Raw genomic sequence first — 22,773 nt, 5'->3', positions numbered from 1 at the left:
AATTTAAGTATAAATATAGGGATTAATTTAAATAAAAGGAGTTCAACTTAAAGTGATTTAACAATCATTTTAAGTTGAGCTTTTTTTGTTATAACCCTTGAGGAGATGTCCCCCACTGAACGCAATCCGATAGGATTGTTTAGAAAATTTTAAGAATCAATTTAACGCCGCTTTACAAATAGAGATTATGCTAAAGAAAAAGTTCGTGAAACTGAAAAGAAAATAGGGAGGCACTTATGAAATCTAAAAAAAAATGGATCATAGCAATGGTTTTGGTGACAATTGCTATTGTAGCGTATGTCGTCTATGGCAATAATGGCGGTCAAGAATCAAGTTCAAAGGTGTCCGCATCAGCGCTAAATGAATTTACCGTTACTGAAATGGCACTGACAGAGACTTATACCACAACGGGTACGATTACACCACAAGAAGATGATATTTTAGCAGCACCATTTGAATCGAGAATCGATAAAAAATATGTTGAACTCGGCCAAAGTGTTAAGGCAGGAGAGGTGCTTTATGAATTAGATGCAACTGAAGTTCAAGACAAAATCAGATCAATGGAATATGATATTGCAGTGTTGAGCAGCAGCATCAACAGCAGTTCTATTGTGGGCAGTACTGCAAAAGAGAATGCTGTCGCTGAGGCAGAAAAAACGCTTGGTACAGCTAAACGTGATTGGGAGGATGCTTTAAAACTGTTGGATACTGGTGCAGTGTCACAATCGGAAGTAGATGGTTACGAAACGGCTTATAACAATGCCAACAATAGATATTTGGAATCCAAAAAAACATTAGCCGCTTACTATGCTGAAAATGACATTACGTTATCCAAGAAAAAACTGGCATTATTAGAACTTACACTTCAAGATTTGAAAGCAGATTTAGAAGATACTAAAATTATCGCGCCTTTTGATGGGATCATAACTGCAATTTATAAGGATGATGGCGATGCCCTTGTGGAGAAGGACCAGATCTGTAGAGTTACTAATATGGCACTTTTAGATGTAGAAGCAAGTATTAGTGAATATGATCTTCAAAAGTTTACTATAGGGATGCCTGCAACCGTGTCAACGCTTTCGGATAAGACTAAAGCCTATACCGCATCTGTAACAGCACTTGGTTATTTGGGAGAGGTTTCAAGTTCTGAAGTTACTTTACCGATTACATTGACTTTGGATGCCACAAATGATGTTGAAATGTTACTGCCTAATTTTACGGTTACAATAGAAATACTCACAGCCTCTTCAGAACATGCACTCGTGGTCCCTTTTGAAGCAGTTTCTAAAAATAAAAAAGGTGAGCGCATCGTTCTTAAAAAATCGGGGGATGTAAATGAGCCTGTTTTAGTGACCACAGGTATTACAAATGAACTTTATATGGAAGTCATTTCAGACGAGATCAGTTCGGGTGATACGATTGTCTACAGTACGTCTGTTGAATCTTCTACGAGTGATACGATGAGCATCATGCCAATGGGTGGTGGAACCCCGCCAGCTGAACCGCCAAGTGGTGGAGGTAGACCAGCTGGGAACAACGATTAGGAGGTGCCCCTATGGCAATTATAGAAATGAAATCATTAACAAAAATTTATGGACAGAAGACGCTTTCGGTAAAGGCAATTGATGCAATTGATTTTGTCGTCGAAGAAAACGAATACTTGGCAATAACAGGACCGTCTGGTTCGGGAAAGTCCTCTCTCATGAATATCATCGGCTGCCTCGACCGTGCTACATCGGGCTCCTATAAATTAGATGATATCGCTATAGAATCCTATAAGTCAGATGGTCTAGCTGAAATCAGAAATCGAAAAATTGGATTCGTTTTTCAGTCCTTTAATTTGATCCCTAGAATGTCGGCGCTTCATAATGTTGAATTGCCTTTAATCTATGCAAATGTATCTTCAGATGAACGCAGAAAACGCAGTGTGGCAGCACTTGAAACAGTAGGCCTTGGTGACCGTATGATGCACAATCCAAACGAATTATCTGGTGGACAGAAGCAGAGAGTTGCAATAGCGAGAGCACTGGTGATGAATCCAGCGGTAATACTGGCGGATGAACCAACAGGCAACTTAGATTCACATTCCACAGAGGAAATTTTAGCTTTGTTTAGAGCGTTGCATAAACAGGGGAAAACAATCATTATAGTGACACATGAAAGTGAAGTTGCGGATCAGACCGATCGCAACATCGTCATCAGAGATGGTAAAATCGTAGAGGACAGAAAGATTATCAAATTGGAGGCTGCGGTATGAATTTAATAGAATCTTTTAAAATCGCTATAGCATCCATTAGAAGTAATAAATTTAGATCTTTTCTAACCATGCTGGGTTTAATTATAGGCATCTCTTCAGTTGTAACCATCGTGGCAATTGGAAATGGTTCTCAAAATTCGATTAAGTCTAAGCTTGATGATTTAGGAACAAATGTAATCACCTTGCAGTCGAGTAGAGGGGTTCGCTTGACCACAACAGAAAAGTTAAATATTTCTGATGTGGAAGCCCTAAATATAAAATATCAAGATGAAATTCTTGGCATTGTGCCACAAATTAATATTAGTGTCGCTATATTGGAAGATGTTGAGGATACCAGTTTGACTTTGACTTCATCAGGGGATCAACTTTCAGATGTTGAATCTGTGATGATGCTTTATGGTAGAGAATTTACGTTTGAAGACATAGAAGCTATGAAAAATAATATTATAATCGACAGCGCATTAGCAGAAGAAATTTATGGTGATTCAAGTTCGGCTTTAGGGCAACAGCTTTTTTTGAATTCTCAGTACAGTTATAAAATTATTGGTGTCTATGAAAAGGAAGAGTCTAACACAGGCTTTAATACTGCAAAAGGGTACGTACCCTATACAACTCTACAAAAGAACTATAACGCTGGAGTCACGTTTAGCAGTATCAAAATTGCCCTAGCAAGTGGTGTTGATCCGTCCGATTTTGGTGATCAAGTGGTGAATTATATTGGCGCAAAAAAAGGCAATGCTGAGGATAACAAATACACAACTTATAGCTTAGAAGAACAAATTGAAATGATTTCATCAGTGATGAGCTCTTTAACGCTATTAGTCAGTGCGATTGCGGCTATATCACTTATTGTAGGTGGAATTGGTGTTATGAATATTATGCTGGTATCTGTAACTGAGAGGACGAGAGAGATTGGTATTAGAAAAGCATTAGGTGCAAAGTACAACAGTATTTTAATGCAGTTTTTAATTGAGTCTGTTGTTGTTTCAGGTTTAGGTGGTATAATAGGAACAGCGCTGGGTATTATTTTATCTAAAGTTGCAGGCAATGTGATGACGATGGAAACCTCAATAGATATCAATACCGTAATTCTGGCAACTTTATTCTCAGCGAGCATTGGCATTGTATTTGGGGTGTATCCAGCGAGCAAAGCGGCTAAACTTGACCCAATTGATGCACTGAGATATGAATAATTTGTGTTTATAGGATTCGGAACGAGGTTTGAAAGGAAAAAGCATGAAATCACATTCACTTCGAAAAAAAGCAATGATGACATTTCTCGTGAGCAGTATTGTATTTATCATTTTAATTACATTGGCATCACGGGTTTATATAGACTATGTCACTTCAAACTTTATTGAGAACAGAGAGTTTTCAAACGATTTTATCAGTGGTGAATTTTCTAAAATTATTCGATTTTATGTTGAAAAGGACCCTAGTAAGCTAGTGAGTTCAGATATTTTGACTTTATATTCAACCCTTGAAGACAAGATGAAAATGACGATTGTATATGATGACGTTGTTATTTATGGTAAGACTTTTTACGTTGAATACACTGAAAACGAAGCTCAACTGAAAGAGACTGTGGAAATTTTCACAACTGACATTGAAGGAAAGAGTATGACTTTGATTCAACAAAGGCCAGTGCCAAGTAGTGAAACTAAAGGCGCTCCCAAAGGGTTACCAGTGCCTTTTAGGAGAATAGATCAGTTTGCTACTTTTGCCTTTGTGGGTTATTTAGTTGTGATCATAATGATTTTTATGCTTTTTATCAACCGAATTTTAAAACCACTTGAAGATGTGAAGTTGGCCGCACGTGAAATCAAAAATGGCAATTTGAATTTCAAGATTGAATATACTAAAAAGGATGAAATCGGTGACGTCTTTGATGCAATAGAGGAAATGCGAAATGAACTTAAAGAAGCTTCAGAAGTTAGGTTGCAGTACGAAACAAACCGAAATGAACTCTTATCCAACATCACACATGATTTAAAAACGCCTATAACATCAATTAAGGGGTATGTTGAAGGCATTATAGATGGTGTTGCAGATACACCGGAGAAGATTCAAAAATATGCCAAGACGATATACAAGCATTCTGTGGATATGGATGCACTTATAAATGATCTGTTTTTAATGTCAAAACTGGATGTAGATCAAATGGTCTTTAATTTTGAAAGATTTAACTTAGATGAGTTTTTGACGGATTGTTATGAGGACTTTTATTTTGATCTATCGTCGCATCAGATCGAAATCAAGTATGATAATCTATCTGATGTACAAATGAATATAGAAGGGGATCGTCAAACCTTAAAGAGAGCCATGATCAACCTGATTCAAAATAGTCTTCATCACTTAGATAAAGAAGAAAAGCGTATATATCTCACACTTTCATCGGATGCAGGCAATGCCATTATTAAAGTCAGAGACAACGGCAAGGGGATACCCGAATCAGAAATCAAGGCCATTTTCAAACGGTTTTATAGAGTCGATGATTCCAGAAGTTCAGGATATGGCGGCAGTGGCATTGGTCTATCCATCGTCGAGAAAATTATAGAAAAACATCAAGGCACAGTAATTGCAAAGAGTGAATTTGGCAAGTGGACTGAAATGATTATAACAATTCCAATGGCAGAATAGGAGCACTATATGAAACGTATTTTAATAATCGAAGATGAACTGGATATAGCAGAACTAGAGAGGGATTATTTAGAGATCAATGGATTTGGTGTGGATATTATATCAAACGGTGCTGCAGGTCTAAAAATGGCCACTCAAAATCAATACGATCTTATTATCTTAGACATTATGTTGCCAGAGGTAGATGGTTATAAAATTTGTAGAACATTGCGGCCAGTACTCGATATACCCATTATTATCGTATCCGCTAAAAAGGATGAAATTGATAAAATTAGAGGGCTTGGAATCGGTGCCGATGATTATATTACGAAACCCTTTTCGCCTCAGGAGCTGGTTGCGAGAATCAAATCGCATTTATCCAGATATGAACGCTTAAAATCCAATAACGTGACCCATCAAAAGGAAATTCATTACAATACACTTAGGATAGAACCTGAAACGAGGCGTGTGTTTTTAAAAGATGAAGAGATCACCATGACAACGAAAGAATTCGATTTGCTTTTATTTTTAGCCTCTAATCCTGAGATTGTTTTCAACAAAGATTATTTGTTTGAAAAAATATGGGGCATGGAATGTATAGGGGATGTGGCAACTGTCACTGTGCATATCAGAAAAATTAGGGAAAAAATCGAAATTAATCCTTCTGATCCACAATATATTGAGACTCTTTGGGGCGCAGGTTATCGCTTTAGAAAAAATACACTTTAAAATAACTTACTTAATACGATTATAAGAGGAGATCATAAATGAAAATAGCAGTAATCGACGGACAAGGCGGTGGTATAGGCAAGGCGCTTGTTGATGCCGTAAGAAGTGCACATTCAAATGGTTTTTTTGGTCAAGAGGCTATAGAGTTATATGCCCTGGGCACTAACGCACTTGCAACCTCGCTGATGCTCAGATCAGGTGCAAATTATGGGGCAACAGGAGAGAATGCAATCCTCATCAATGCCCCCAAAATGGATATAATCATGGGCCCGATTGGCATTATCAGCGCAAATGCTTTATTGGGAGAGCTCACCCCAAAAATGGCCGAGGCAATTTCATCTGCAGAGGCTGCTAAGATATTAATTCCCATTCACAAATGTAATATAACTGTTGCAGGTGTCGTCCCAAAAGCACTTGGGGGCTACATAGAGGATGCCATAGACTATGTTAAATCCAAAATGGCGTGAGCCTATTTCGGACCTCTAATTAAAGTTGATATTTAAAAAAAACATGTTATGATTAGTGTACCGAAATAAAAATTGAAGAGGTTGCCATGGATCAAAAAAAATATGCTGAAGGTCTAGCGATGGGTGGTGCAGCATTTACATTGTGGGGATTGCTGCCACTTTATTGGAAATTAATGCGTGTCATGAGCCCTTATGAAATATTTGTTCAAAGGGTTGTATGGTCATTTGTTTTTGTCGTTATAATCCTTGTTATGAAAAAGCAGATCCGTGTATTCGGTGAGATATTGAAAAATCCACAAAACTGGCTTAAAATTTTGGGGCCTGCACTTTTCATTTCTATCAATTGGCTGGTTTATATAGGGGCAATAAATAATAATTATGTGATTGAGACAAGCTTAGGATATTATATTAATCCTTTGGTCTTAACTTTATTTGGAGGGATTTTTTTTAAAGAGCGTCTTACTAAACTTCAGACGATAGGAATTGGCTTCGCAGGTGTTGGTGTTTTAGCGAAGACTTTAATGTATGGTAGAGTGCCCATAATTGCTTTGATTTTGGCGTTTTCATTTGCGATATACGGACTGCTTAAGAAGCAATCCAAACTAGATTCTCTAAATGGACTTGCCTTTGAAACGCTTGTAGTGGGGATTCCATCAATCTTCTTTTTGGTCTTCATTGAAGCTTCTGGGGGTGGTATTTCTGGAAATCTGCCGGTTTATTACTGGGGCTTAATTGCGCTTAGCGGCATTGTGACAGCGGTGCCTTTATTGCTCTATGCCGAGGGTGCGAAGCGTTTGCCTTTAAGTGTTGTCGGATTTTTACAGTATATTGCCCCAACGATCGGCTTAATTCTTGGTGTATTTGTTTTTAAAGAACCGTTTGATTTAAAATCATTAATAGCCTTTGCTTTTATTTGGATAGGTCTTGGATTCTTTACTTATTCTCAATATCAAATACTAAGTCAAAAGGAAGTTTCAAAAATCCAACTAGAAAATAAAATCTATTAATTCAGATCCAAATCATTTATAGATTGCTTGAGTTCGTACATCCGATCATCGAGATCTGAGATGAGTTCCGCACATTCTTTTAATTGTTTTTGGATACTAGTAGGTGCCTTTTCACGATATTTATAGTATATTTTATGTTCAATACTGGCCCAAAAATCCATTGCTATGGTTCTGATTTGTATTTCAACTCTTGTGGGAACGGTGCCGCTGCTTAAAAAGACGGGATACTCAACGTGCAAGTGAAGACTTTTATAGCCATTTGCTTTTGGGTTTTTAATATAGTCTTTTATTGCCACGATTTTTAGGTCGTGCTGTTTGGATAATAATTCTACAACGCTGTAAATATCAGCGATAAATGTGCAGATAATACGTATCCCTGCAATATCAAAAATATGGTTCTTAGCATTTTCAACGGTCGGTTCTAATCCCAGCCTTTCTAGTTTTTCAGTGATGCTATTGGGTTTTTTAACGCGATATCTTATATGTTCAATGGGATTGTAATCATGAATATTTCTAAATTCTTCATCTAAAATAGAAAGCTTTGTCTGAATTTCATCGACGGCAAACTTATGGACGAGCAGTAAATCACGCCATGGTTTCATTTCTTCTTTCATCAGGGTTTCATACATTTTACGTACTCCTTATGTTTTGATTTAAGTACATTATACCCTTTTTTCATGACTTTGTCACATCGGAACTGCGTACTTTTTAAGGCATCCGTAGTATTTTTTTGAATTATTATGTACGTTCATAAGTGGTTAATGCATCCCTTATTGTTCTCGGGTAATATAAGAATGAGAAGACAGTTGACGAGGGGGGCATATTGGGATGAAGTATTTTATGGACGGACTTTTATTGGGTTTTGCTTATGTGGCGCCTATTGGTGTCCAAAATTTATTTGTTATAAATTCAGCGATTAGCGACAAACGCATGAGGTCGCTTTTGACGGCTCTGATTGTCATATTTTTTGACATAACATTGGCGGTTGCATGTTTTTGGGGGATTGGCGGGTTATTAGAAAAGTTCTTTTTACTGAAGATGGGCGTATACCTTGTTGGGGGGATTGCAGTCGTCAAGATAGGTCATGGCCTTTTGAATTCAGAAATTAAGGAACAGGCAGCGGTAACTGAGGCCCTGCCGATTGCGAAGGTTATTGCGTCAGCTTGTTTGGTGACTTGGTTTAACCCTCAAGCACTTATTGACGGCTCTTTATTACTTGGAGCGTATAGAGCTTCACTGGATTCTAATAGTGCGCTTCTATTTATAGCAGGCGTTTGTATCGCCTCAATGACTTGGTTTGTCAGTCTATCCAATATCATTTCAACTTTTAAACATCAAATGAGCACCAAAATCTTAATTGTCATAAATCGTGTTTGCGGGATCATCATTGTATTTTACGGCTTGAGACTGATCTATAATTTCTTAGAAAATGCATTTTAGTTATAGAGTATCGTGTTTTAAAAGTTAATTTTTCGTCCTTGGATAATTTTGTGCGCAATATTATCCAAGGACTTTTTGCATATATACGTTATAATAATGAGTAGAGAATGATGTCTGCAATCGAGGTGAACATGTTTAAAAAATTCAATATGATTCTAATTGTTCTTTTGATGATATTTTTAATATATGATGCTTTTTTTAATCCCCATAATAAGCAGACTTTAAATGAAATCTTTGAGATCAAGAATGAACCCATTGAGATTAGATTTGTAAGTTCTTGGGGGGGTGAAGATAATAAATCAGGAATTTTGGATCAAGTTTTAAATGAATTTAATTCAAAACATCCAGACATTCTTGTGATTAATGAATCCATGTCTGGAGAAGATTTCTTGTATAATCTTAAAACTGATTTTGCTTCAAATCATCCGCCAGATGTATTTGGGCTTTGGCCTGGTTCCGACCTTGAAAAATTGATTGAGCTTGGGATGGTCGCGGATTTAAAGCCAATAATTGAATCTGATCAGAGTTGGGGTCAAGTTTTTGATGATGACATTTATAGCGAATACTTATCGAAGGAGCATGTTTATAGCATTCCGTTTGAGCTCATATATGAAGGCTTATTTATTAATAAGACTATTTTAGACCGTTATCGCATTGCTGTTCCTGAAAACTTTGAGGATTTGGCGAATGCGGTTAAGCGGTTAAGAAGTTTCAATGTTTTGCCAATCGCTTATAACAACACACCAGAAGGGAGTTATATCTACCAAAATATAGTGGCGTCTATTGGAGGGGTTGAAATTGAATCAGATGAGCTCGAGTTGTTTGAAGCCATGAAGATAGGTGCTGATAAAATAAAATATTTATATGATTTAAAGGCTTTTCCAGAAGATGCTTTTATGCTCGACGATTACAGCCGAGATCAATTGTTTAGGGATGGAAAGGCTGCGATGATCGTCCAAGGCTCATGGTTTATCAATGAGGACCTTGGCAAAAATAACGAGATTGTATTCATCCCATTTCCTTATGATGAATCCAATAAAAGGCTTACATATGGCCTTGGAAATGGCAACTTTCATATAAGTTCTAATTGCTATGAAGATGAATCACGGAAGGATGCTGCAATCCTTTTTTTGAAGTATTTGGTATCAAAAGAAAGTGTTCTGAAATTCGATGCGCTTCCAGGTTTTATCAGCAGTTTAGAAATGGATTCTCCAAAAACAAATCAATTTGTCACCGCATATTTTAGTGATGTAGCCGAACATGTAAAACCTGTGGATCATCTTGTGGATCGTTCAAAATGGGAACGTCATATCATCTTTCAATTTCCAATGATGTTAGAGGGTCAAATAACTGTTGAAGCACTTTTAAATGAGCTGAAACACTAGAATAGTGCGCTAAAATAAAGAGGCGAGGTGGAGTCAATTGCCGTTTAAAACCTACTATCAAAAACTTTCTATACGGTCTAAATTGCTTTTGGTTTTTTACATTCAAGTTGTATTGCCAATGCTTTTAATTGGGTTATTTTTTTATGTGAAAATCAATACGGTTATGGAGGCGCATGCTATTAGTCTTACGATGGACACACTTAAGATCATTAGAATGCGTACAGAGGATTTTATGAAAAATGTAAAAGTAGTCTCTCAAGATATGCTTTATGATCAAGAAATATACGATGTTCTCAATAGTGGCCAGTCTGATAAATTTCAGTACTACAATCATGTCAACAGTCTTAAAAATATATTGAGGAAACGTGCATTGGCTTTTGATTCGATACAATCTATAACCATCGTTACTAAAAAAAATCAGTTTTTTTCTTATGATTCTAATAGTGGTCGTGCGAACATAGAGGCCATTATTCCTTATGCATCACTATTGCCACTTGCACGTGAAGCCAAAGGAGGGGCAGTTTGGTTTGTAGATGAAGACGGTGATAAGCGCAATGTTTTTTTGGCTCGCATTATCAATGACCTATATACATACAAAGAAATAGGATTGATGGCTATCTTGATAGATGAAAAAGAGCTCAGTAAGACTTATGATCAAATGTCATCGGATATTTTAAAAGAACTGGCTATTTTAACACCGAATAATAACATCGTATTTTCTGAAAAAGTAGATATGTCTTGGATGAATGCTGAAAATCTTTTGTTTGCTGAAAAGATGGGCTATATTAGAGGGAAGGGGAATGACCGTATAATTTCTTATATCAAAATGGATACCGTGGATTGGTATATTATTACGAGTTTTTCAAAAGATGCATTGCTTAAAGAGTTTAATGATGTTTCGAACTGGGTCATTAAAGTTTTTATCCCTATAGTCCTCATATTATCAGCACTAACGATTTTTCTAGCGATGGATATTGTCAATCCAATACATCAATTGGTGGGGCATATCAAAGCTTTTCGATCAGGTGAAGTTGAACCTAAACTCAATTTAAAACGCAAGGATGAGTTGGGTTACCTTGCAGATCAACTGGATTTAATGATCTACGAGACCAATCATTTGATGAGTACGGTTATTAATGAGCAGATTTTAAGGCGTGAAGTTCAAATCAAGGCATTGCAAGCTCAAATCAATCCCCATTTTCTATTCAATACACTTGAAACGATCAATTGGAGAGCACAACTGATCAATGCACCTGAGATCAGTGAAATGGTTACAGCACTCTCAGGCATGTTGGAAGCCAATATCAGCAGAGATATAAAACTGATCACGCTAAAAGAAGAACTGGGATATGTAAAAAATTATCTGGTGATTATGATGAGGCGCTATGAAGACCGTTTAGAAATCAAATGGGAACTTGAGCATAATGCACTGAGTTTGAAGATTCCACAGCTTTTATTGCAACCGATCATTGAAAACGCCATCAAACACGGTGTTTCAGAAATTCAACATAAAGGCGTCATTTTAGTTAGAGTATTTACTAATGAAAATCTGATCATCGTAGAGGTCGTTGATAATGGCAAGGGACTTGTAGCATCTGAAGTAACGAGACTGAATCAGAGATTTGACATGAGTCTTAATCGTGTTACGATGATTCAAGAGGAATCGAGGCAGAGTATTGGGCTCGATAATGTCAACCAAAGGATTAAATTGCATTTTGGTGAAATCTACGGGATTCATGTGAACAGCAGACTTGGATATTATACAAAATTAACTCTAAAACTACCAAACGAACGGATGTGAGATCATGTTTAAAGTCATTATTATAGATGATGAACCCCTAGTACGAAAAGGACTTGTGACTGTTATCAATTGGGAACAATTAGGTTGTCATGTTGTTGCTGAAGCTTCAAATGGTGTGGATGGGATGGCTCTAATTGAAACACTGAGACCTGATATCATATTAACTGATATTCAGATGCCAGAAGTAGATGGTCTCACCATGATACGTAATGTCAAGGCGTTAGTGGCACATTCAAAAATTATTATTTTAACGGGCTATAGAGATTTTGATTACATTCATGAGGCGATGCAACTGGGTGCTTTTGACTATCTTTTAAAGCCATCAAAACTGGATGAAATCGTTAAAGTTATTAAAAAAGCAGCGCTGGAGCTCAAATATGATTTACAGCATGAATCTATAAAAAAAGAGTGGGAAGTGAGATTTAATAAAGCATTGCCAATATTAAAAGAAATATTATTGAGAGATATCATGATCAGTGCTGTTCCTGTGGACGAATCGGTTAAGGCAGAACTCAATACTTTTAAAATAAAGTTAGACCATTTTGTGGTGGTGCTGCTTGAAATTTCTCAAATTGAGGACTTATACAATAGAAACATCATTAAATTCGGTGTGATCAATACATTTGAAGAACTTTTTTCAGAACAATTTGAGTTTGAACGTGTGGATATAGGAAATTCAAGAGTTGCTTTCATAGTGAATACAATTGACAAGGGGATTATGATCTCGAAGTTAGAAGAATTAATTGATGTTTGCAAAAAATGTTTTGATCTCACGGTGACTATAGCTATGAGTGCGGCCTGTTATGAACCCGAGTTGTTATCCAAAAAAGCGTATGAGGTTTTAACCGCTATTGACTACAGTTTCTACTTGGGGAGAGGGAGTGTCATCTTATACGAAGATTTGAAACTACAAGAGTATACTGAAATAAGCGTGATTGAACCCATGGCACTCCAGATGATGAGAAGCATTAAAATAGGAAATGAAGTTGAAACTTTACAGTCTATTTTAGAAATTGAGCAAATAACAAAAAGCAATCAAACTTTTCATCAAGTGGATTTGACCAGTTTTATAGTGAGATGCATTTATGATATTTATAATTTTGTACTCGTTGAACCGCAATTAAATCCAATTGACTTTAACTTGGAACCGGTATCGCTTCATAACCAGATACAGGCATCGGCACACTATTCAGAACTCATCAGTATATTAAGAGAGATCGCAATCAAAGTATCCGAGCATATTCATATCTTAAAGCAAACCAACATCAACAATATTATCAAAGACACTATAAAATTCATCAAGGGACATTATAGAGAAGCATTAACCTTGAATGATTTAGCCACAGAAGTCAATGTGTCCACTTATTATCTGAGCCGCATGTTTAAAAAAGAGACGGGCTCTAATATATCCGAGTACTTAAACGATATTAGACTTCAAGCCGCGAAAGGCCTTCTATGTGAAACGGATTTAAAACTTTATGAAGTGGGGGAACGCGTTGGCATTCCAGATCCACATTACTTCTCAAGGTTATTCAAAAAGCAAATTGGAATTACCCCGTCACAGTATCGAGAAAAGGCAAATATGTCCTAGTGAAGGTGGAAAAATTTGTTGTCCAAATTGAAATAAATTGAACAATAATATGTAAGAGAATGCACAAGACTGTGCATTCTCTTTTTAATTATCGGGGCATATAATGTCACTAGAAGATGAAGCGAGGGGATGCATTTATGGAAAAAGTTAAGAAGACGAAGAAAAGGAAAAACAAATTGTATTACAAAAACAATGCAGCACTTTATGTGATGATGCTCCCAGGAGTGATCGCGTTACTTGCGAATAACTATCTACCGATGGGAGGTATTTTATTAGCTTTCAAAGATTACAATTATACAAAGGGATTTTGGGGCAGTAAATGGGTTGGTATGGAGAACTTCAAGTATTTGTTTAACAGTGATCAAGCGATGATTATCACCAGAAATACATTGCTTTATAACCTTGTATTTATAACGGTTTCTGTAACCATTGCACTGGGGCTTGCAATCGCACTTGGTGAAATCAGAAACCAAAAAATTGCGAAGATTTATCAGTCTATATTTTTCTTACCCTATTTTTTATCATGGGTTGTTGTGAGTTATCTGGTGTTTTCTTTGCTGAGTGTTGATATGGGGATGATCAATAATGTTTTAAAATCCTTTGGAATGGCACCGATTAATTGGTACACGGAACCTAAATTTTGGCCTTGGATTCTAGTAACTGTGAATACTTGGAAGTGGACCGGTTATGATAGCATCATTTATTTGGCGGCAATTATAGGGATTGATAAAACTTATTATGAGGCGGCAGCTGTGGATGGTGCAACGAGATGGCAACAAATCAAACACATTACGATTCCCAGCATAATGCCTGTTATCACTATATTAACACTCTTGAAAGTAGGTAGAATTTTTTATGGTGATTTCGGTTTGTTTTGGAATATTCCTAAAAACATGGGGATTTTATACAACGTAACAAATGTCATTGACACCTATGTCTACAGGGCGTTGACACAATCAGGTGATATTGGGATGGCAGCTGCAAGCGGTTTGTACCAAGCTGTTGTGGGGTTAGTGCTCATATTGACTGCTAATAAAATTGTGAAGATGATTGACCCAGAACAAGCACTTATGTAGGAGGAAAGATGAGTCAGAATATAAGTAGAATAGAAGGGTTAACAAAATCCCAAGAGCGCTATATAAAACGAAACGAATCCTTGGCGGATGCCACTAAAATTAGCAAAAGAGCAGATATCGTAATTCATATCATTATGATTTTATTAGCCTTTGCCTGTATATTTCCGCTTTTACTTGTACTAGCAGTTTCGCTGACAGATGAAAAAGTGATCAGTTCGATGGGCTATCGTCTGATTCCGTCTAAATTAAGCCTTGATGCTTACAGTTATGTATTGAAAGATGCCAGTGATATTCTCAGAGCCTATGGTGTAACTCTATTTATCACAGTAGTAGGAAGTCTTTCATCATTACTAGTCATAGCACTGTATGCATATCCTTTGTCAAGAAGAGATTTTAAACATAGACGGTTATTTACTTTTTTAGTTTTTTTCACAATGCTCTTTAACGGGGGGTTAGTCCCTTGGTATATGGTATATGTTAATGTGCTTCACATTAAGAATACAATTTTTGCCATGATTTTACCAGGCCTTTTCACGCCGTTATACGTCTTGGTGATGCGCACATTCTTTAGTCAAGCTGTGCATCCGGGCCTTATAGAAGCCGCTAAGATAGATGGTGCCAGTGAGTTTAGAATCTTTTGGCAAATTGTACTACCTCTTTCAAAACCAGCACTTGCAACAATTGGACTGTTTAATGTGCTGTTTTATTGGAACGATTGGTATTCACCTTTGCTTTTTATTACAGACGAGAAACTATTCAATTTACAATATTTGATGTACCGTGTTGATCGCAGTATCACTTATTTAGTTTCACAGTCCAATTCGCTAGGGAATGTTTCACAACTCTTATCCAACATTCCTTCACAAACAGCGAGAATGGCAATGGCAATTATTGCAATTGGTCCGATTATATTTGCCTATCAATATTTCCAAAAATACTTTATTGCTGGGCTTACAATTGGTGGGATCAAAGGGTAATTCACAATATGAAATTTGGAGGGAAAATAATGAGAAGAGTAATGAGTTTGATGTTAGTGGTGGTATTAATGATGTCTTTGCTTGCAGGTTGTGGTGACAAAGTCGCAGCTGGTGCGGTGGTTGCTGGGGATTCATTGCCACAAGTCGATATGATTTGGTATGTTATCGGCAATGGTCAGCCAGAAGATACGGCGAAGATTGAAGAAAAAGTAAACGCGTACTTAAAAGAAAAGAAACTTAACGTGACCTTAAAGATACAATGTTATGATTGGGGCAGTTATGACCAAAAAATGAGAACTACAATTGCTGCACGTGAAAAATTTGATATCTGTTTTACATCATCTTGGACAAACAATTATCAACAGCAAGCCGTTAAAGGCGCTTATGTGGCTTTAAATGATTTGTTTGAACAATATGCGCCTCAAACAAAAGCCATGTTAGGCGATGATTTCTTAAAGGGCTCTCAAATTGATGGTATCAACTACGCGATTCCAGCGAACAAAGAAAAAGCGCATCAATGGGGCTTTATCGTGAGAAAAGATATGGTCGACAAGTACAACATGGATTTGTCAGGTGTTAAAACACTTGAAGATATGGAACCATTCCTTAAAATCATTAAAGAAAACGAACCGACAATGTACGCGCTTGAAGCTTTAAATGGCGAATCACCATTTAAATTGCTAGATTTTGATAGAGTTGGTGATGATAAGTATCCTGGTGTTGTTTGGAATGATTCAGCGGATATGAAAGTTTTCAATGAATTTGAAGCACCTGAGTCTATTGCCTATTTCAATACAATGCGTGATTATTATCAAAAGGGATATATCAGACAAGATGCAGCTACTGTAACCGATTTTAATGCAGATTTATCAGCAGGTAAAATATTTGCATCTGTGAAATCACTTAAGCCTGGAAAAGATGCTGAAATGTCAGCTTCAACTGGATTTGAATGGACTCAGATCAACATCACGCCTGCAATTATTTCAAACAGAGACACGTCAGGTTCAATGCAAGCGATCTCAACAACCTCTGAAAATCCAGAAAGAGCATTGATGCTTTTAGAACTCTTCAATACAGATCCTTATTTTAACAATTTAATTAACTTTGGTATTGAAGGTGTACATTATGTGAAAGTAAATGAGACACAAATCAAACCGGGACCTGACAGTGAAAAATACAATCCAGGTTTAGGTTGGATGTTTGGTAATCAGTTTATCAACTTGCTTTGGGAAAATGAAGATCCAGCTAAATGGGAACAATTTAACGCTTTCAATGCAAGTGCAACAGGGACTAAAACGCTTGGTTTCATATTTGATCCGTCATCTGTTAAAAATGAAATTGCTGCATGTAATAATGCATGGGATCAGTATGTCCCTTCTTTAGAAACGGGTGCTGTTGATCCAGTAGAGTATTTGCCAAAGGCACTTGCTGCATTTAAAGAAGCGGGCTCTGATAAGATCATCGCAGAAAAACAAAAGCAACTAGAGGCATGGTTAGCAAAACAAAAGTAAATGAACACAAATGGTCTATGTTAAAAAGCAAATGTGCGCCTTTATTCCCCGTGGCGCACATTTGCTATCTTGTACACTGGATGGGATTGATCTCAATTAAGGAGGCTTAAAATGCTGGAGAAAGTGATGAATAAAGTCTATCAATTGTTGGTGTTAAATCTTCTGTTTATTGTGACTTCTATACCTATTTTTACTTTAGGCAGTGCTCTTGTAGCACTTTTTGAAGCGAGTTCTGTTGATCCCAATAGTACTGTAAAAACTTATTTTAGTGCGTATAAAAAATCTTTTAAAAAGGCAAATAGGATCGGCAGTATTTTTACACTGCTCATCATTAGTGTCTTAGTATCCTCATACTTGGCACCCTCGATACTGAGTTTAATGCTGTTGTATGAGGTGAGCATGACCTTTATTATGAGCTGCAAACTCTACTTTAAATTTGAATACGCGCATATAAATTTAGTTAAAGATGCTTTTTTAATGACGAACGGCTTTATTATTGGTAATATAATGTTAATAGGGTTAGCATATGCCTTGTTACAAGTGAGTTTATATGTACCAGCTGTGGGTATTTTTTTAGGCTTTAGTATATGGGGATCTGTCTACAGCTCTTTAATGGAATATGAAATTAAAAAAACATTAAAAAACAAGCGAGGTATCTTAAATGACACAATTTGATCGTAATTTTCTATGGGGTTCTGCGTCGGCTGCCTACCAAATCGAAGGCGCTATTGCTGCAGAGGGTAAGGGGCAATCTGTATGGGATGTTTGGGCGCATCTTGAGGGAAAAACACATGAAGGCACTAATGGCGATATTGCCACGGATCACTATAATCGCTATATAGAAGATGTTGCTTTGATGAAAAAAATTGGATTAAAAGCATATCGATTTTCAATATCATGGACGAGAATTCTGCCTGATGGCACAGGAGAACTGAATTCAGACGGCGTTGCTTTTTACAATCGCCTAATCAATTTGCTCATCGAAAATGGGATAGAACCCCTCGTGACTTTGTATCACTGGGACTTGCCGCAAACTTTACAAACGCAGTACTTGGGGTGGGAATCAAGGCAGATCGTTCATGACTTCACGGCATATGCCAAAACTTGCTTTATGGCATTTGGTGACAGAGTCAAGTACTGGATTGTTATGAATGAACCCAACATCTTTACGAGTTTAGGCTATATTATGGGCATTCACCCACCTGGCAAACAGGATGATGCCTTGTTTTTAAAAACATATCATCATACGGTTTTAGCGCATGCACATACAGTCCTAGCTTATAAAGAAATGGGTTTTAAGGGGCAGATTGGTTCAAGTATAGCCTTTACACCTGCTTATGCAAGCACATCAAGTAAAGAAGATCAAGATGCTTTGCAAAGCTATTATGATATTGGGCCTTGGTGGTATCTGGACAGTTATTATAAGGGCTGTTATCCAGAAAATGCAGTGGCGTATTATGAAGCTCAAAACATGGAGTTGCCATTTGATGAAGGTGATTTTAAAATTATGAAAACTGCAGCAGACGTGGTGGACTTTATAGGGATCAATTACTATCAAACGGCTATGGTCGCCTATAATCCAATAGATGGCGTTGGGATTTCAAGTTTTAATACATCGGGTAAAAAGGGCACTCAAAAGGAATCGGGGATACCGGGCTTATACAAAACCATTAAGAATCCAAATAGCGATTATACGGATTGGGATTGGGCAATTGATCCTGATGGTTTAAGATATGGGCTTTTGGAACTCAAAAAAAGATATGGGCTACCCATTTTGATCAGTGAAAATGGACTGGGCGCATTTGATGTGATCAATGCTGAGGGCGAAATAAGTGATGATTATCGTATCCAGTTTCTAAGTGCTCATATAGAGGCTTGTAAAGAAGCTGTAAATGAAGGGGTTGATCTATTAGGTTACATGACTTGGTCTTTCACAGATCTTTTGAGCTGGCTCAATGGCTTTAAAAAACGCTATGGGTTCGTTTATATAGATTTTGAAAGTGCTGACTTGAAAAGGATACCTAAAAAATCTTTTTATTGGTATAATAAAGTAATTGAAACAAATGGGGAGGCACTCTAAAATGAATTATCTCGCGATTGATATAGGGGGGACCAATATTAAATATGGTCTTGTTTCAAGCTCGGGTGTGTTGGGGTTTAACAGTAGAGAGAAAACAAATAAAACAAGTCTTGAAAATTTAGTAAATCAGTTATCTGCCATCATTGATAGCTTTATAGCGCAATCTATTACATTTGAAGGCATTGCATTATCTGTTCCCGCACCTGTAAATGCAGAAACAGGTGAGATTTTGGGTAAAGGCAGCATGGACTTTCTGTTTAGAAAAAATTTAAATCAAATTCTTAGGAAATCATATCATATGAAAATTACAAGTGAGAACGATGGCAACTGTGCAGCTCTAGCGGAGGTGTGGTTAGGCGCAGCAAAGAATTGTCAGGATGTTGCCTTAGTCGTATGTGGTACAGGTATTGGCGGTGCTATTGTCAAAGATCGAAAGATTCATACAGGAAAGCATCTCTTTGCAGGGGAATTTGGATACTCCATTTTAGATGCGGGTGATAGAAAACATCTTAAAAATTGGTCGAGTGTGGCGTCGACAAAAGCCATGATAGACCAGTACAGTCAGTTAAAATCTTTGACTGGAATTTCTGGAGAAGAAGTCTTTGAGCGAGCAGAGCAAGGGGATGAAGATGCAAAGCAAGTGATTGATGATTTTTTCTTATATAACGCCATAGGCATTCACAACATTCAATTCTATTATGATCCTGAATTGATTCTTCTAGGTGGGGCCATAAGCGAAAGGGCAGATTTTCTAGAGAGATTAGAAGAAAAGTTTGAAGAAATTTACAGTGGATTTGATTACAGCGGAGTCCAGCCAAGAGTAGAGCGCTGTAAGTTTTCAAACAACGCCAATCTTTTAGGCGCTGTTTATCATCATGTTAACAGTGGTCATTAAAGTGGGCTTCACAGATAATCGAAGTTTAAGCTTATAAACGATACAGTTTGGATTACCAAAGCTGTATCGTTTTTTGTACAATTAAAGCGACAATTGTGACCGAAAACCAACAGATAGAGCCTAATAATATCGGTTTGAAGCCATTTCGTAAAAGTTTAAGGAGTGCAGTGTTTAAACCTATTGCAGACATTGCGACTACGATCATAAATTTTCCAAGTGTGATCAATGCCGTGACAATGTTTTCAGGCAAATTGAGCGTGGTGCTCAGAACTGTGGTTAAAAGAAAACCTAAAATAAACCATGGGAAAATTTTAGAAATACTGAGGTTTTGGTCTTTGTGCTTTCGGGTTTGTAAAAAGGATAAAACCAAGGCGATGGGAATGATCATTAAAGTTCTAGTCAATTTTACCACCGTTGCAGTGGCAAGGGCTGTATTGTTGCCTTTTAAAGAACTCCAAGCCGTGGATGCAGCAACCACTGACGAGGTGTCATTTATCGCTGTGCCAGCAAATATGCCAAAACCATAATCACTCATATTTAAAAATTGACCCAGAGCTGGAAATAGAAACACAGCCATGATGTTAAAAAGAAATATAGTAGAGATAGACTGTGCAATTTCTTCATCATTTGCATTTAGAATGGGTGCAGTAGCCGCTATAGCAGATCCGCCACAGATTGAGGTGCCTACGCCAATTAGGGTTGTCATAATAGGCTCTGTCTTCAATAGATGCCCCATGATATAAGTGACAATAAAGGCAGTGGATAACGTGAAAACCATGATGGCTAAAGATTGTTTACCCACCTCAAAGACTGTGAAAAGGTTCATTTGAAATCCAAGCAGTATAATGGCGTATTGCAGAATCTTTTTAGAGCTGTAGGTCATACCGCTTTTAAAGAGGTCAAGATGCGGCAGGATGATTGGCCTGACGATCATGCCGATCAATATAGCAAATACGGGTGCACCAATCAGTGGAAATCTTTTTCCAAGAGGCCAAGCGATTAGAGCTAAGCCGATTGTAAGTAGAAGTCCAAGTCGATTTTGGTTAAAATTTTGGTTAAAATTTTGTTTAAATGTTTGCATTTAAAATACCTCCTTTACCTATAGTTTCACACACTTCTTTTCATATGTAAAATACTATTGTATAATCATATAGATAACCGAATGCTTATGTATAAATGAAAGAGGCATAGAATGACTTTTAGACACTTAAAAATTATGACTTTGGTTGCGGATTTAGGCAGTATGACAGAAGCTGCTAAAAAACTATATATTTCGCAACCCTCTGTCAGTCAGGCCATAAAGGAAATTGAAATCTATTACGACATCAAATTGTTTGAGCGGTTCTCAAAAAAACTTTACATCACAGACTCGGGCAAACAATACTTAGATTATGCAAGACATATCACCCAACTCTTTGAGCAGATGGAGCGCTCTTTAACGCATCAGAAAATTGTGAAAATGGGCGCGAGTTTAACCGTGGGTGAAGCCATTATGCCAGAACTGATTTCAAAGTTTAAAGCGCTTATGCCCGAGATTGAAACTCACGTTGTGATTAAGAATACATCTGAGCTTGAAGCGCTTCTTTTAAACAATCAGATTGATATTGCTTTAGTAGAGGGGACAACGCATGATAAACGGATTAAAAATGAGCCTGTGATTGAAGATGAACTCCAAATAGTGTGTGGCAAAAGCCATCCGCTTTTTAATCAGGCAATACAAGATGTAGGGATTCTTCAAAACCATGCATTTATCGTTAGGGAGAAAGGGAGCGGTACAAGAGAACTTCTAGAGCGCATATTTTTGGAACATGGCTTAGGTCTCAATATTGCTTGGGAATGTACTGGTTTTGAAAGTATAAAAAAAGCAGTTGTCGAAGGCCATGGCATTGCAGCAATCTCTAAGAGATTGATTGAAGCTGAATTGAAGGCTGGCGAACTCAAGGTTATAGGTGCAGATTTCATAACTTTTAAGCGAACTTTCAATATCACTTATCATCACAACAAATTTATCACGCCAGCGCTGTTAAATATGATAGAACTTATTAAAAAGCGGATTTGATTTATGGTATAATGAAGCAAGATTTATGCGAAAGGAGGGCGGTCATATATGAAATTTAAAGCTTATTCAGTAGCTAATGAGATTGATTTAAATAAAATTGCACTGGATTGTGGCATTCCGAAAAAATATACTTGGGAAGAACCGCTGATATTAACGCCAATCATTTTGGACACTATATTTAGTGGCTTAAATATGAAGGATAAAAAGGTCTTTGTCTTTTCTTTTGGCACTTTTGTGACGATCGATTTTACTTTTGATGAGGATAATCGACTTTTGCAGTATTTAAAAGGGTTTGAAAAAGAAATTGATCTCAAGAAATGGACTCAGTACTTTGATGAGTATGAACTTAAGGTTGATCTAGGACTTGATGAAGATAAGCCTTTTAGCTTTACAGACGAAGAACTTGTGGTTGCAAGATTTGAAACGGCTTATCAAGAAATTGTGGCCACTGTAATCGCCAAATCGGTTGCACTTGAGCGTGTTGAAGAAAATATGAAAAATATTTTGGATCGAATTGAAAGTATGGTAGAAAGACTTGAAAAAGGTAGATTTAGACTCAGTGACAGAAAGCTCGCTAAGACTATTGCTCAAGTTGTGAGACATGAATATAGTACAATTGCTTATATTATGATTTTAGATCGCCCAGACCTCACTTGGGAAAGTTATCTAAACAGTGATCTGTATGATCAAATGGCGGAGTTCTTTGAGCTTTCTGATCGATATGAAATTATGAAAAAGAAAACAGATATTCTCAACAATATAATCGATGGTTTTGCGACAATTTCTCATTCCATGAGAGGGACTTTTATTGAGTGGTTGATCGTTATACTGATCGTAGCTGAAGTGGTCTTAATGTTTTTGGATTTGATCCGATAGAGG

21 protein-coding genes are annotated in these 22,773 nt (G+C 37.0%); 19 read left to right on the top strand and 2 right to left on the bottom strand.

The window, feature by feature from the left end:
- Positions 1–236: 236 nt before the first annotated feature.
- From F3D3_RS09335 to rarD, 7 genes are all read left to right on the top strand, one after another.
- Complete coding sequence (locus F3D3_RS09335; protein ID WP_069873286.1) at positions 237–1,544, top strand: efflux RND transporter periplasmic adaptor subunit; 1,308 nt, start codon at positions 237–239, stop codon at positions 1,542–1,544.
- Between the two features lie 11 nt (positions 1,545–1,555).
- On the top strand, positions 1,556–2,257 hold the full coding sequence (locus F3D3_RS09330; protein WP_069873284.1) for an ABC transporter ATP-binding protein: 702 nt from the start codon (positions 1,556–1,558) through the stop codon (positions 2,255–2,257).
- Positions 2,254–3,450: an ABC transporter permease gene (locus tag F3D3_RS09325; protein WP_069873283.1), complete on the top strand. Its 1,197-nt coding sequence runs from the start codon at positions 2,254–2,256 to the stop codon at positions 3,448–3,450. Before F3D3_RS09330 ends, F3D3_RS09325 begins: the two co-directional genes overlap by 4 nt.
- A gap of 43 nt (positions 3,451–3,493) precedes the next feature.
- Positions 3,494–4,897: a HAMP domain-containing sensor histidine kinase gene (locus F3D3_RS09320; RefSeq protein ID WP_069873282.1), complete on the top strand. Its 1,404-nt coding sequence runs from the start codon at positions 3,494–3,496 to the stop codon at positions 4,895–4,897.
- A gap of 9 nt (positions 4,898–4,906) precedes the next feature.
- Positions 4,907–5,605, top strand: coding sequence for a response regulator transcription factor (locus F3D3_RS09315; protein ID WP_069873281.1), 699 nt, complete (start codon positions 4,907–4,909; stop codon positions 5,603–5,605).
- Between the two features lie 38 nt (positions 5,606–5,643).
- Positions 5,644–6,072: a DUF3842 family protein gene (locus F3D3_RS09310; RefSeq protein ID WP_069873280.1), complete on the top strand. Its 429-nt coding sequence runs from the start codon at positions 5,644–5,646 to the stop codon at positions 6,070–6,072.
- A gap of 86 nt (positions 6,073–6,158) precedes the next feature.
- Entirely contained in the window at positions 6,159–7,079 is a 921-nt protein-coding gene (rarD, locus tag F3D3_RS09305) for an EamA family transporter RarD (protein ID WP_069873279.1), read from the top strand.
- Here rarD and F3D3_RS09300 read toward each other — a convergent pair.
- Positions 7,076–7,708, bottom strand: coding sequence for a GTP pyrophosphokinase family protein (locus tag F3D3_RS09300; protein WP_175438337.1), 633 nt, complete (start codon positions 7,706–7,708; stop codon positions 7,076–7,078). The genes rarD and F3D3_RS09300 overlap by 4 nt on opposite strands.
- A gap of 199 nt (positions 7,709–7,907) precedes the next feature.
- Here F3D3_RS09300 and F3D3_RS09295 point away from each other — a divergent pair, with 199 nt between their 5' ends.
- From F3D3_RS09295 to F3D3_RS09250, 10 genes are all read left to right on the top strand, one after another.
- Entirely contained in the window at positions 7,908–8,519 is a 612-nt protein-coding gene (locus F3D3_RS09295) for a LysE/ArgO family amino acid transporter (protein WP_069873277.1), read from the top strand.
- A 131-nt stretch (positions 8,520–8,650) separates the two neighbouring features.
- Entirely contained in the window at positions 8,651–9,904 is a 1,254-nt protein-coding gene (locus F3D3_RS09290) for an ABC transporter substrate-binding protein (protein ID WP_175438336.1), read from the top strand.
- A gap of 37 nt (positions 9,905–9,941) precedes the next feature.
- Positions 9,942–11,705, top strand: coding sequence for a sensor histidine kinase (locus F3D3_RS09285; protein ID WP_069873273.1), 1,764 nt, complete (start codon positions 9,942–9,944; stop codon positions 11,703–11,705).
- 4 nt (positions 11,706–11,709) lie between these two features.
- On the top strand, positions 11,710–13,296 hold the full coding sequence (locus F3D3_RS09280; RefSeq protein WP_069873272.1) for a response regulator: 1,587 nt from the start codon (positions 11,710–11,712) through the stop codon (positions 13,294–13,296).
- Between the two features lie 137 nt (positions 13,297–13,433).
- A complete protein-coding gene (locus F3D3_RS09275) occupies positions 13,434–14,372 on the top strand; it encodes a sugar ABC transporter permease (RefSeq protein WP_069873270.1) in 939 nt (312 codons plus the stop codon).
- Between the two features lie 8 nt (positions 14,373–14,380).
- Positions 14,381–15,349, top strand: coding sequence for a carbohydrate ABC transporter permease (locus tag F3D3_RS09270; protein ID WP_084388923.1), 969 nt, complete (start codon positions 14,381–14,383; stop codon positions 15,347–15,349).
- Between the two features lie 29 nt (positions 15,350–15,378).
- Positions 15,379–16,860 carry an ABC transporter substrate-binding protein gene (locus tag F3D3_RS09265; protein WP_069873268.1) on the top strand — a complete coding sequence of 494 codons (1,482 nt, stop codon included), beginning with the start codon at positions 15,379–15,381 and terminating at the stop codon, positions 16,858–16,860.
- Between the two features lie 111 nt (positions 16,861–16,971).
- On the top strand, positions 16,972–17,535 hold the full coding sequence (locus F3D3_RS09260) for a DUF624 domain-containing protein (RefSeq protein WP_069873266.1): 564 nt from the start codon (positions 16,972–16,974) through the stop codon (positions 17,533–17,535).
- Positions 17,522–18,940, top strand: a complete 1,419-nt coding sequence (locus F3D3_RS09255; RefSeq protein ID WP_069873265.1) for a glycoside hydrolase family 1 protein — start codon at positions 17,522–17,524, stop codon at positions 18,938–18,940. Before F3D3_RS09260 ends, F3D3_RS09255 begins: the two co-directional genes overlap by 14 nt.
- 1 nt (position 18,941) lies before the next feature.
- Positions 18,942–19,835 carry an ROK family protein gene (locus F3D3_RS09250; RefSeq protein WP_069873263.1) on the top strand — a complete coding sequence of 298 codons (894 nt, stop codon included), beginning with the start codon at positions 18,942–18,944 and terminating at the stop codon, positions 19,833–19,835.
- A gap of 52 nt (positions 19,836–19,887) precedes the next feature.
- On the opposite strand, the gene F3D3_RS09245 is transcribed toward F3D3_RS09250, so the two are convergent.
- Entirely contained in the window at positions 19,888–20,916 is a 1,029-nt protein-coding gene (locus F3D3_RS09245) for a YeiH family protein (RefSeq protein ID WP_069873261.1), read from the bottom strand.
- Positions 20,917–21,027: 111 nt separating this feature from the next.
- On the opposite strand from F3D3_RS09245, the gene F3D3_RS09240 reads away from it, so the two are divergent.
- Positions 21,028–21,894, top strand: coding sequence for a LysR family transcriptional regulator (locus F3D3_RS09240; protein WP_069873259.1), 867 nt, complete (start codon positions 21,028–21,030; stop codon positions 21,892–21,894).
- 48 nt (positions 21,895–21,942) lie between these two features.
- Entirely contained in the window at positions 21,943–22,770 is an 828-nt protein-coding gene (locus F3D3_RS09235; RefSeq protein ID WP_069873257.1) for an RMD1 family protein, read from the top strand.
- Positions 22,771–22,773 lie beyond the last annotated feature (3 nt).

This window comes from Fusibacter sp. 3D3 (assembly GCF_001748365.1).
Taxonomy (GTDB): domain Bacteria; phylum Bacillota; class Clostridia; order Peptostreptococcales; family Acidaminobacteraceae; genus Fusibacter_A.
The sequence above is the reverse complement of the archived record's forward strand: the minus strand, read 5'-3'. Positions and strand labels throughout refer to the sequence as shown.

Bases quoted from the DNA above. Each gene is read 5' to 3' on its own strand.
- F3D3_RS09335 (WP_069873286.1), top strand. From the start codon at position 237: ATGAAATCTAAAAAAAAATGGATCATAGCAATGGTTTTGGTGACAATT.
- F3D3_RS09330 (WP_069873284.1), top strand. From the start codon at position 1,556: ATGGCAATTATAGAAATGAAATCATTAACAAAAATTTATGGACAGAAG.
- F3D3_RS09325 (WP_069873283.1), top strand. From the start codon at position 2,254: ATGAATTTAATAGAATCTTTTAAAATCGCTATAGCATCCATTAGAAGT.
- F3D3_RS09320 (WP_069873282.1), top strand. From the start codon at position 3,494: ATGAAATCACATTCACTTCGAAAAAAAGCAATGATGACATTTCTCGTG.
- F3D3_RS09315 (WP_069873281.1), top strand. From the start codon at position 4,907: ATGAAACGTATTTTAATAATCGAAGATGAACTGGATATAGCAGAACTA.
- F3D3_RS09310 (WP_069873280.1), top strand. From the start codon at position 5,644: ATGAAAATAGCAGTAATCGACGGACAAGGCGGTGGTATAGGCAAGGCG.
- rarD (WP_069873279.1), top strand. From the start codon at position 6,159: ATGGATCAAAAAAAATATGCTGAAGGTCTAGCGATGGGTGGTGCAGCA.
- F3D3_RS09300 (WP_175438337.1), bottom strand. From the start codon at position 7,708: ATGTATGAAACCCTGATGAAAGAAGAAATGAAACCATGGCGTGATTTA.
- F3D3_RS09295 (WP_069873277.1), top strand. From the start codon at position 7,908: ATGAAGTATTTTATGGACGGACTTTTATTGGGTTTTGCTTATGTGGCG.
- F3D3_RS09290 (WP_175438336.1), top strand. From the start codon at position 8,651: ATGTTTAAAAAATTCAATATGATTCTAATTGTTCTTTTGATGATATTT.
- F3D3_RS09280 (WP_069873272.1), top strand. From the start codon at position 11,710: ATGTTTAAAGTCATTATTATAGATGATGAACCCCTAGTACGAAAAGGA.
- F3D3_RS09275 (WP_069873270.1), top strand. From the start codon at position 13,434: ATGGAAAAAGTTAAGAAGACGAAGAAAAGGAAAAACAAATTGTATTAC.
- F3D3_RS09270 (WP_084388923.1), top strand. From the start codon at position 14,381: ATGAGTCAGAATATAAGTAGAATAGAAGGGTTAACAAAATCCCAAGAG.
- F3D3_RS09265 (WP_069873268.1), top strand. From the start codon at position 15,379: ATGAGAAGAGTAATGAGTTTGATGTTAGTGGTGGTATTAATGATGTCT.
- F3D3_RS09260 (WP_069873266.1), top strand. From the start codon at position 16,972: ATGCTGGAGAAAGTGATGAATAAAGTCTATCAATTGTTGGTGTTAAAT.
- F3D3_RS09255 (WP_069873265.1), top strand. From the start codon at position 17,522: ATGACACAATTTGATCGTAATTTTCTATGGGGTTCTGCGTCGGCTGCC.
- F3D3_RS09250 (WP_069873263.1), top strand. From the start codon at position 18,942: ATGAATTATCTCGCGATTGATATAGGGGGGACCAATATTAAATATGGT.
- F3D3_RS09245 (WP_069873261.1), bottom strand. From the start codon at position 20,916: ATGCAAACATTTAAACAAAATTTTAACCAAAATTTTAACCAAAATCGA.
- F3D3_RS09240 (WP_069873259.1), top strand. From the start codon at position 21,028: ATGACTTTTAGACACTTAAAAATTATGACTTTGGTTGCGGATTTAGGC.
- F3D3_RS09235 (WP_069873257.1), top strand. From the start codon at position 21,943: ATGAAATTTAAAGCTTATTCAGTAGCTAATGAGATTGATTTAAATAAA.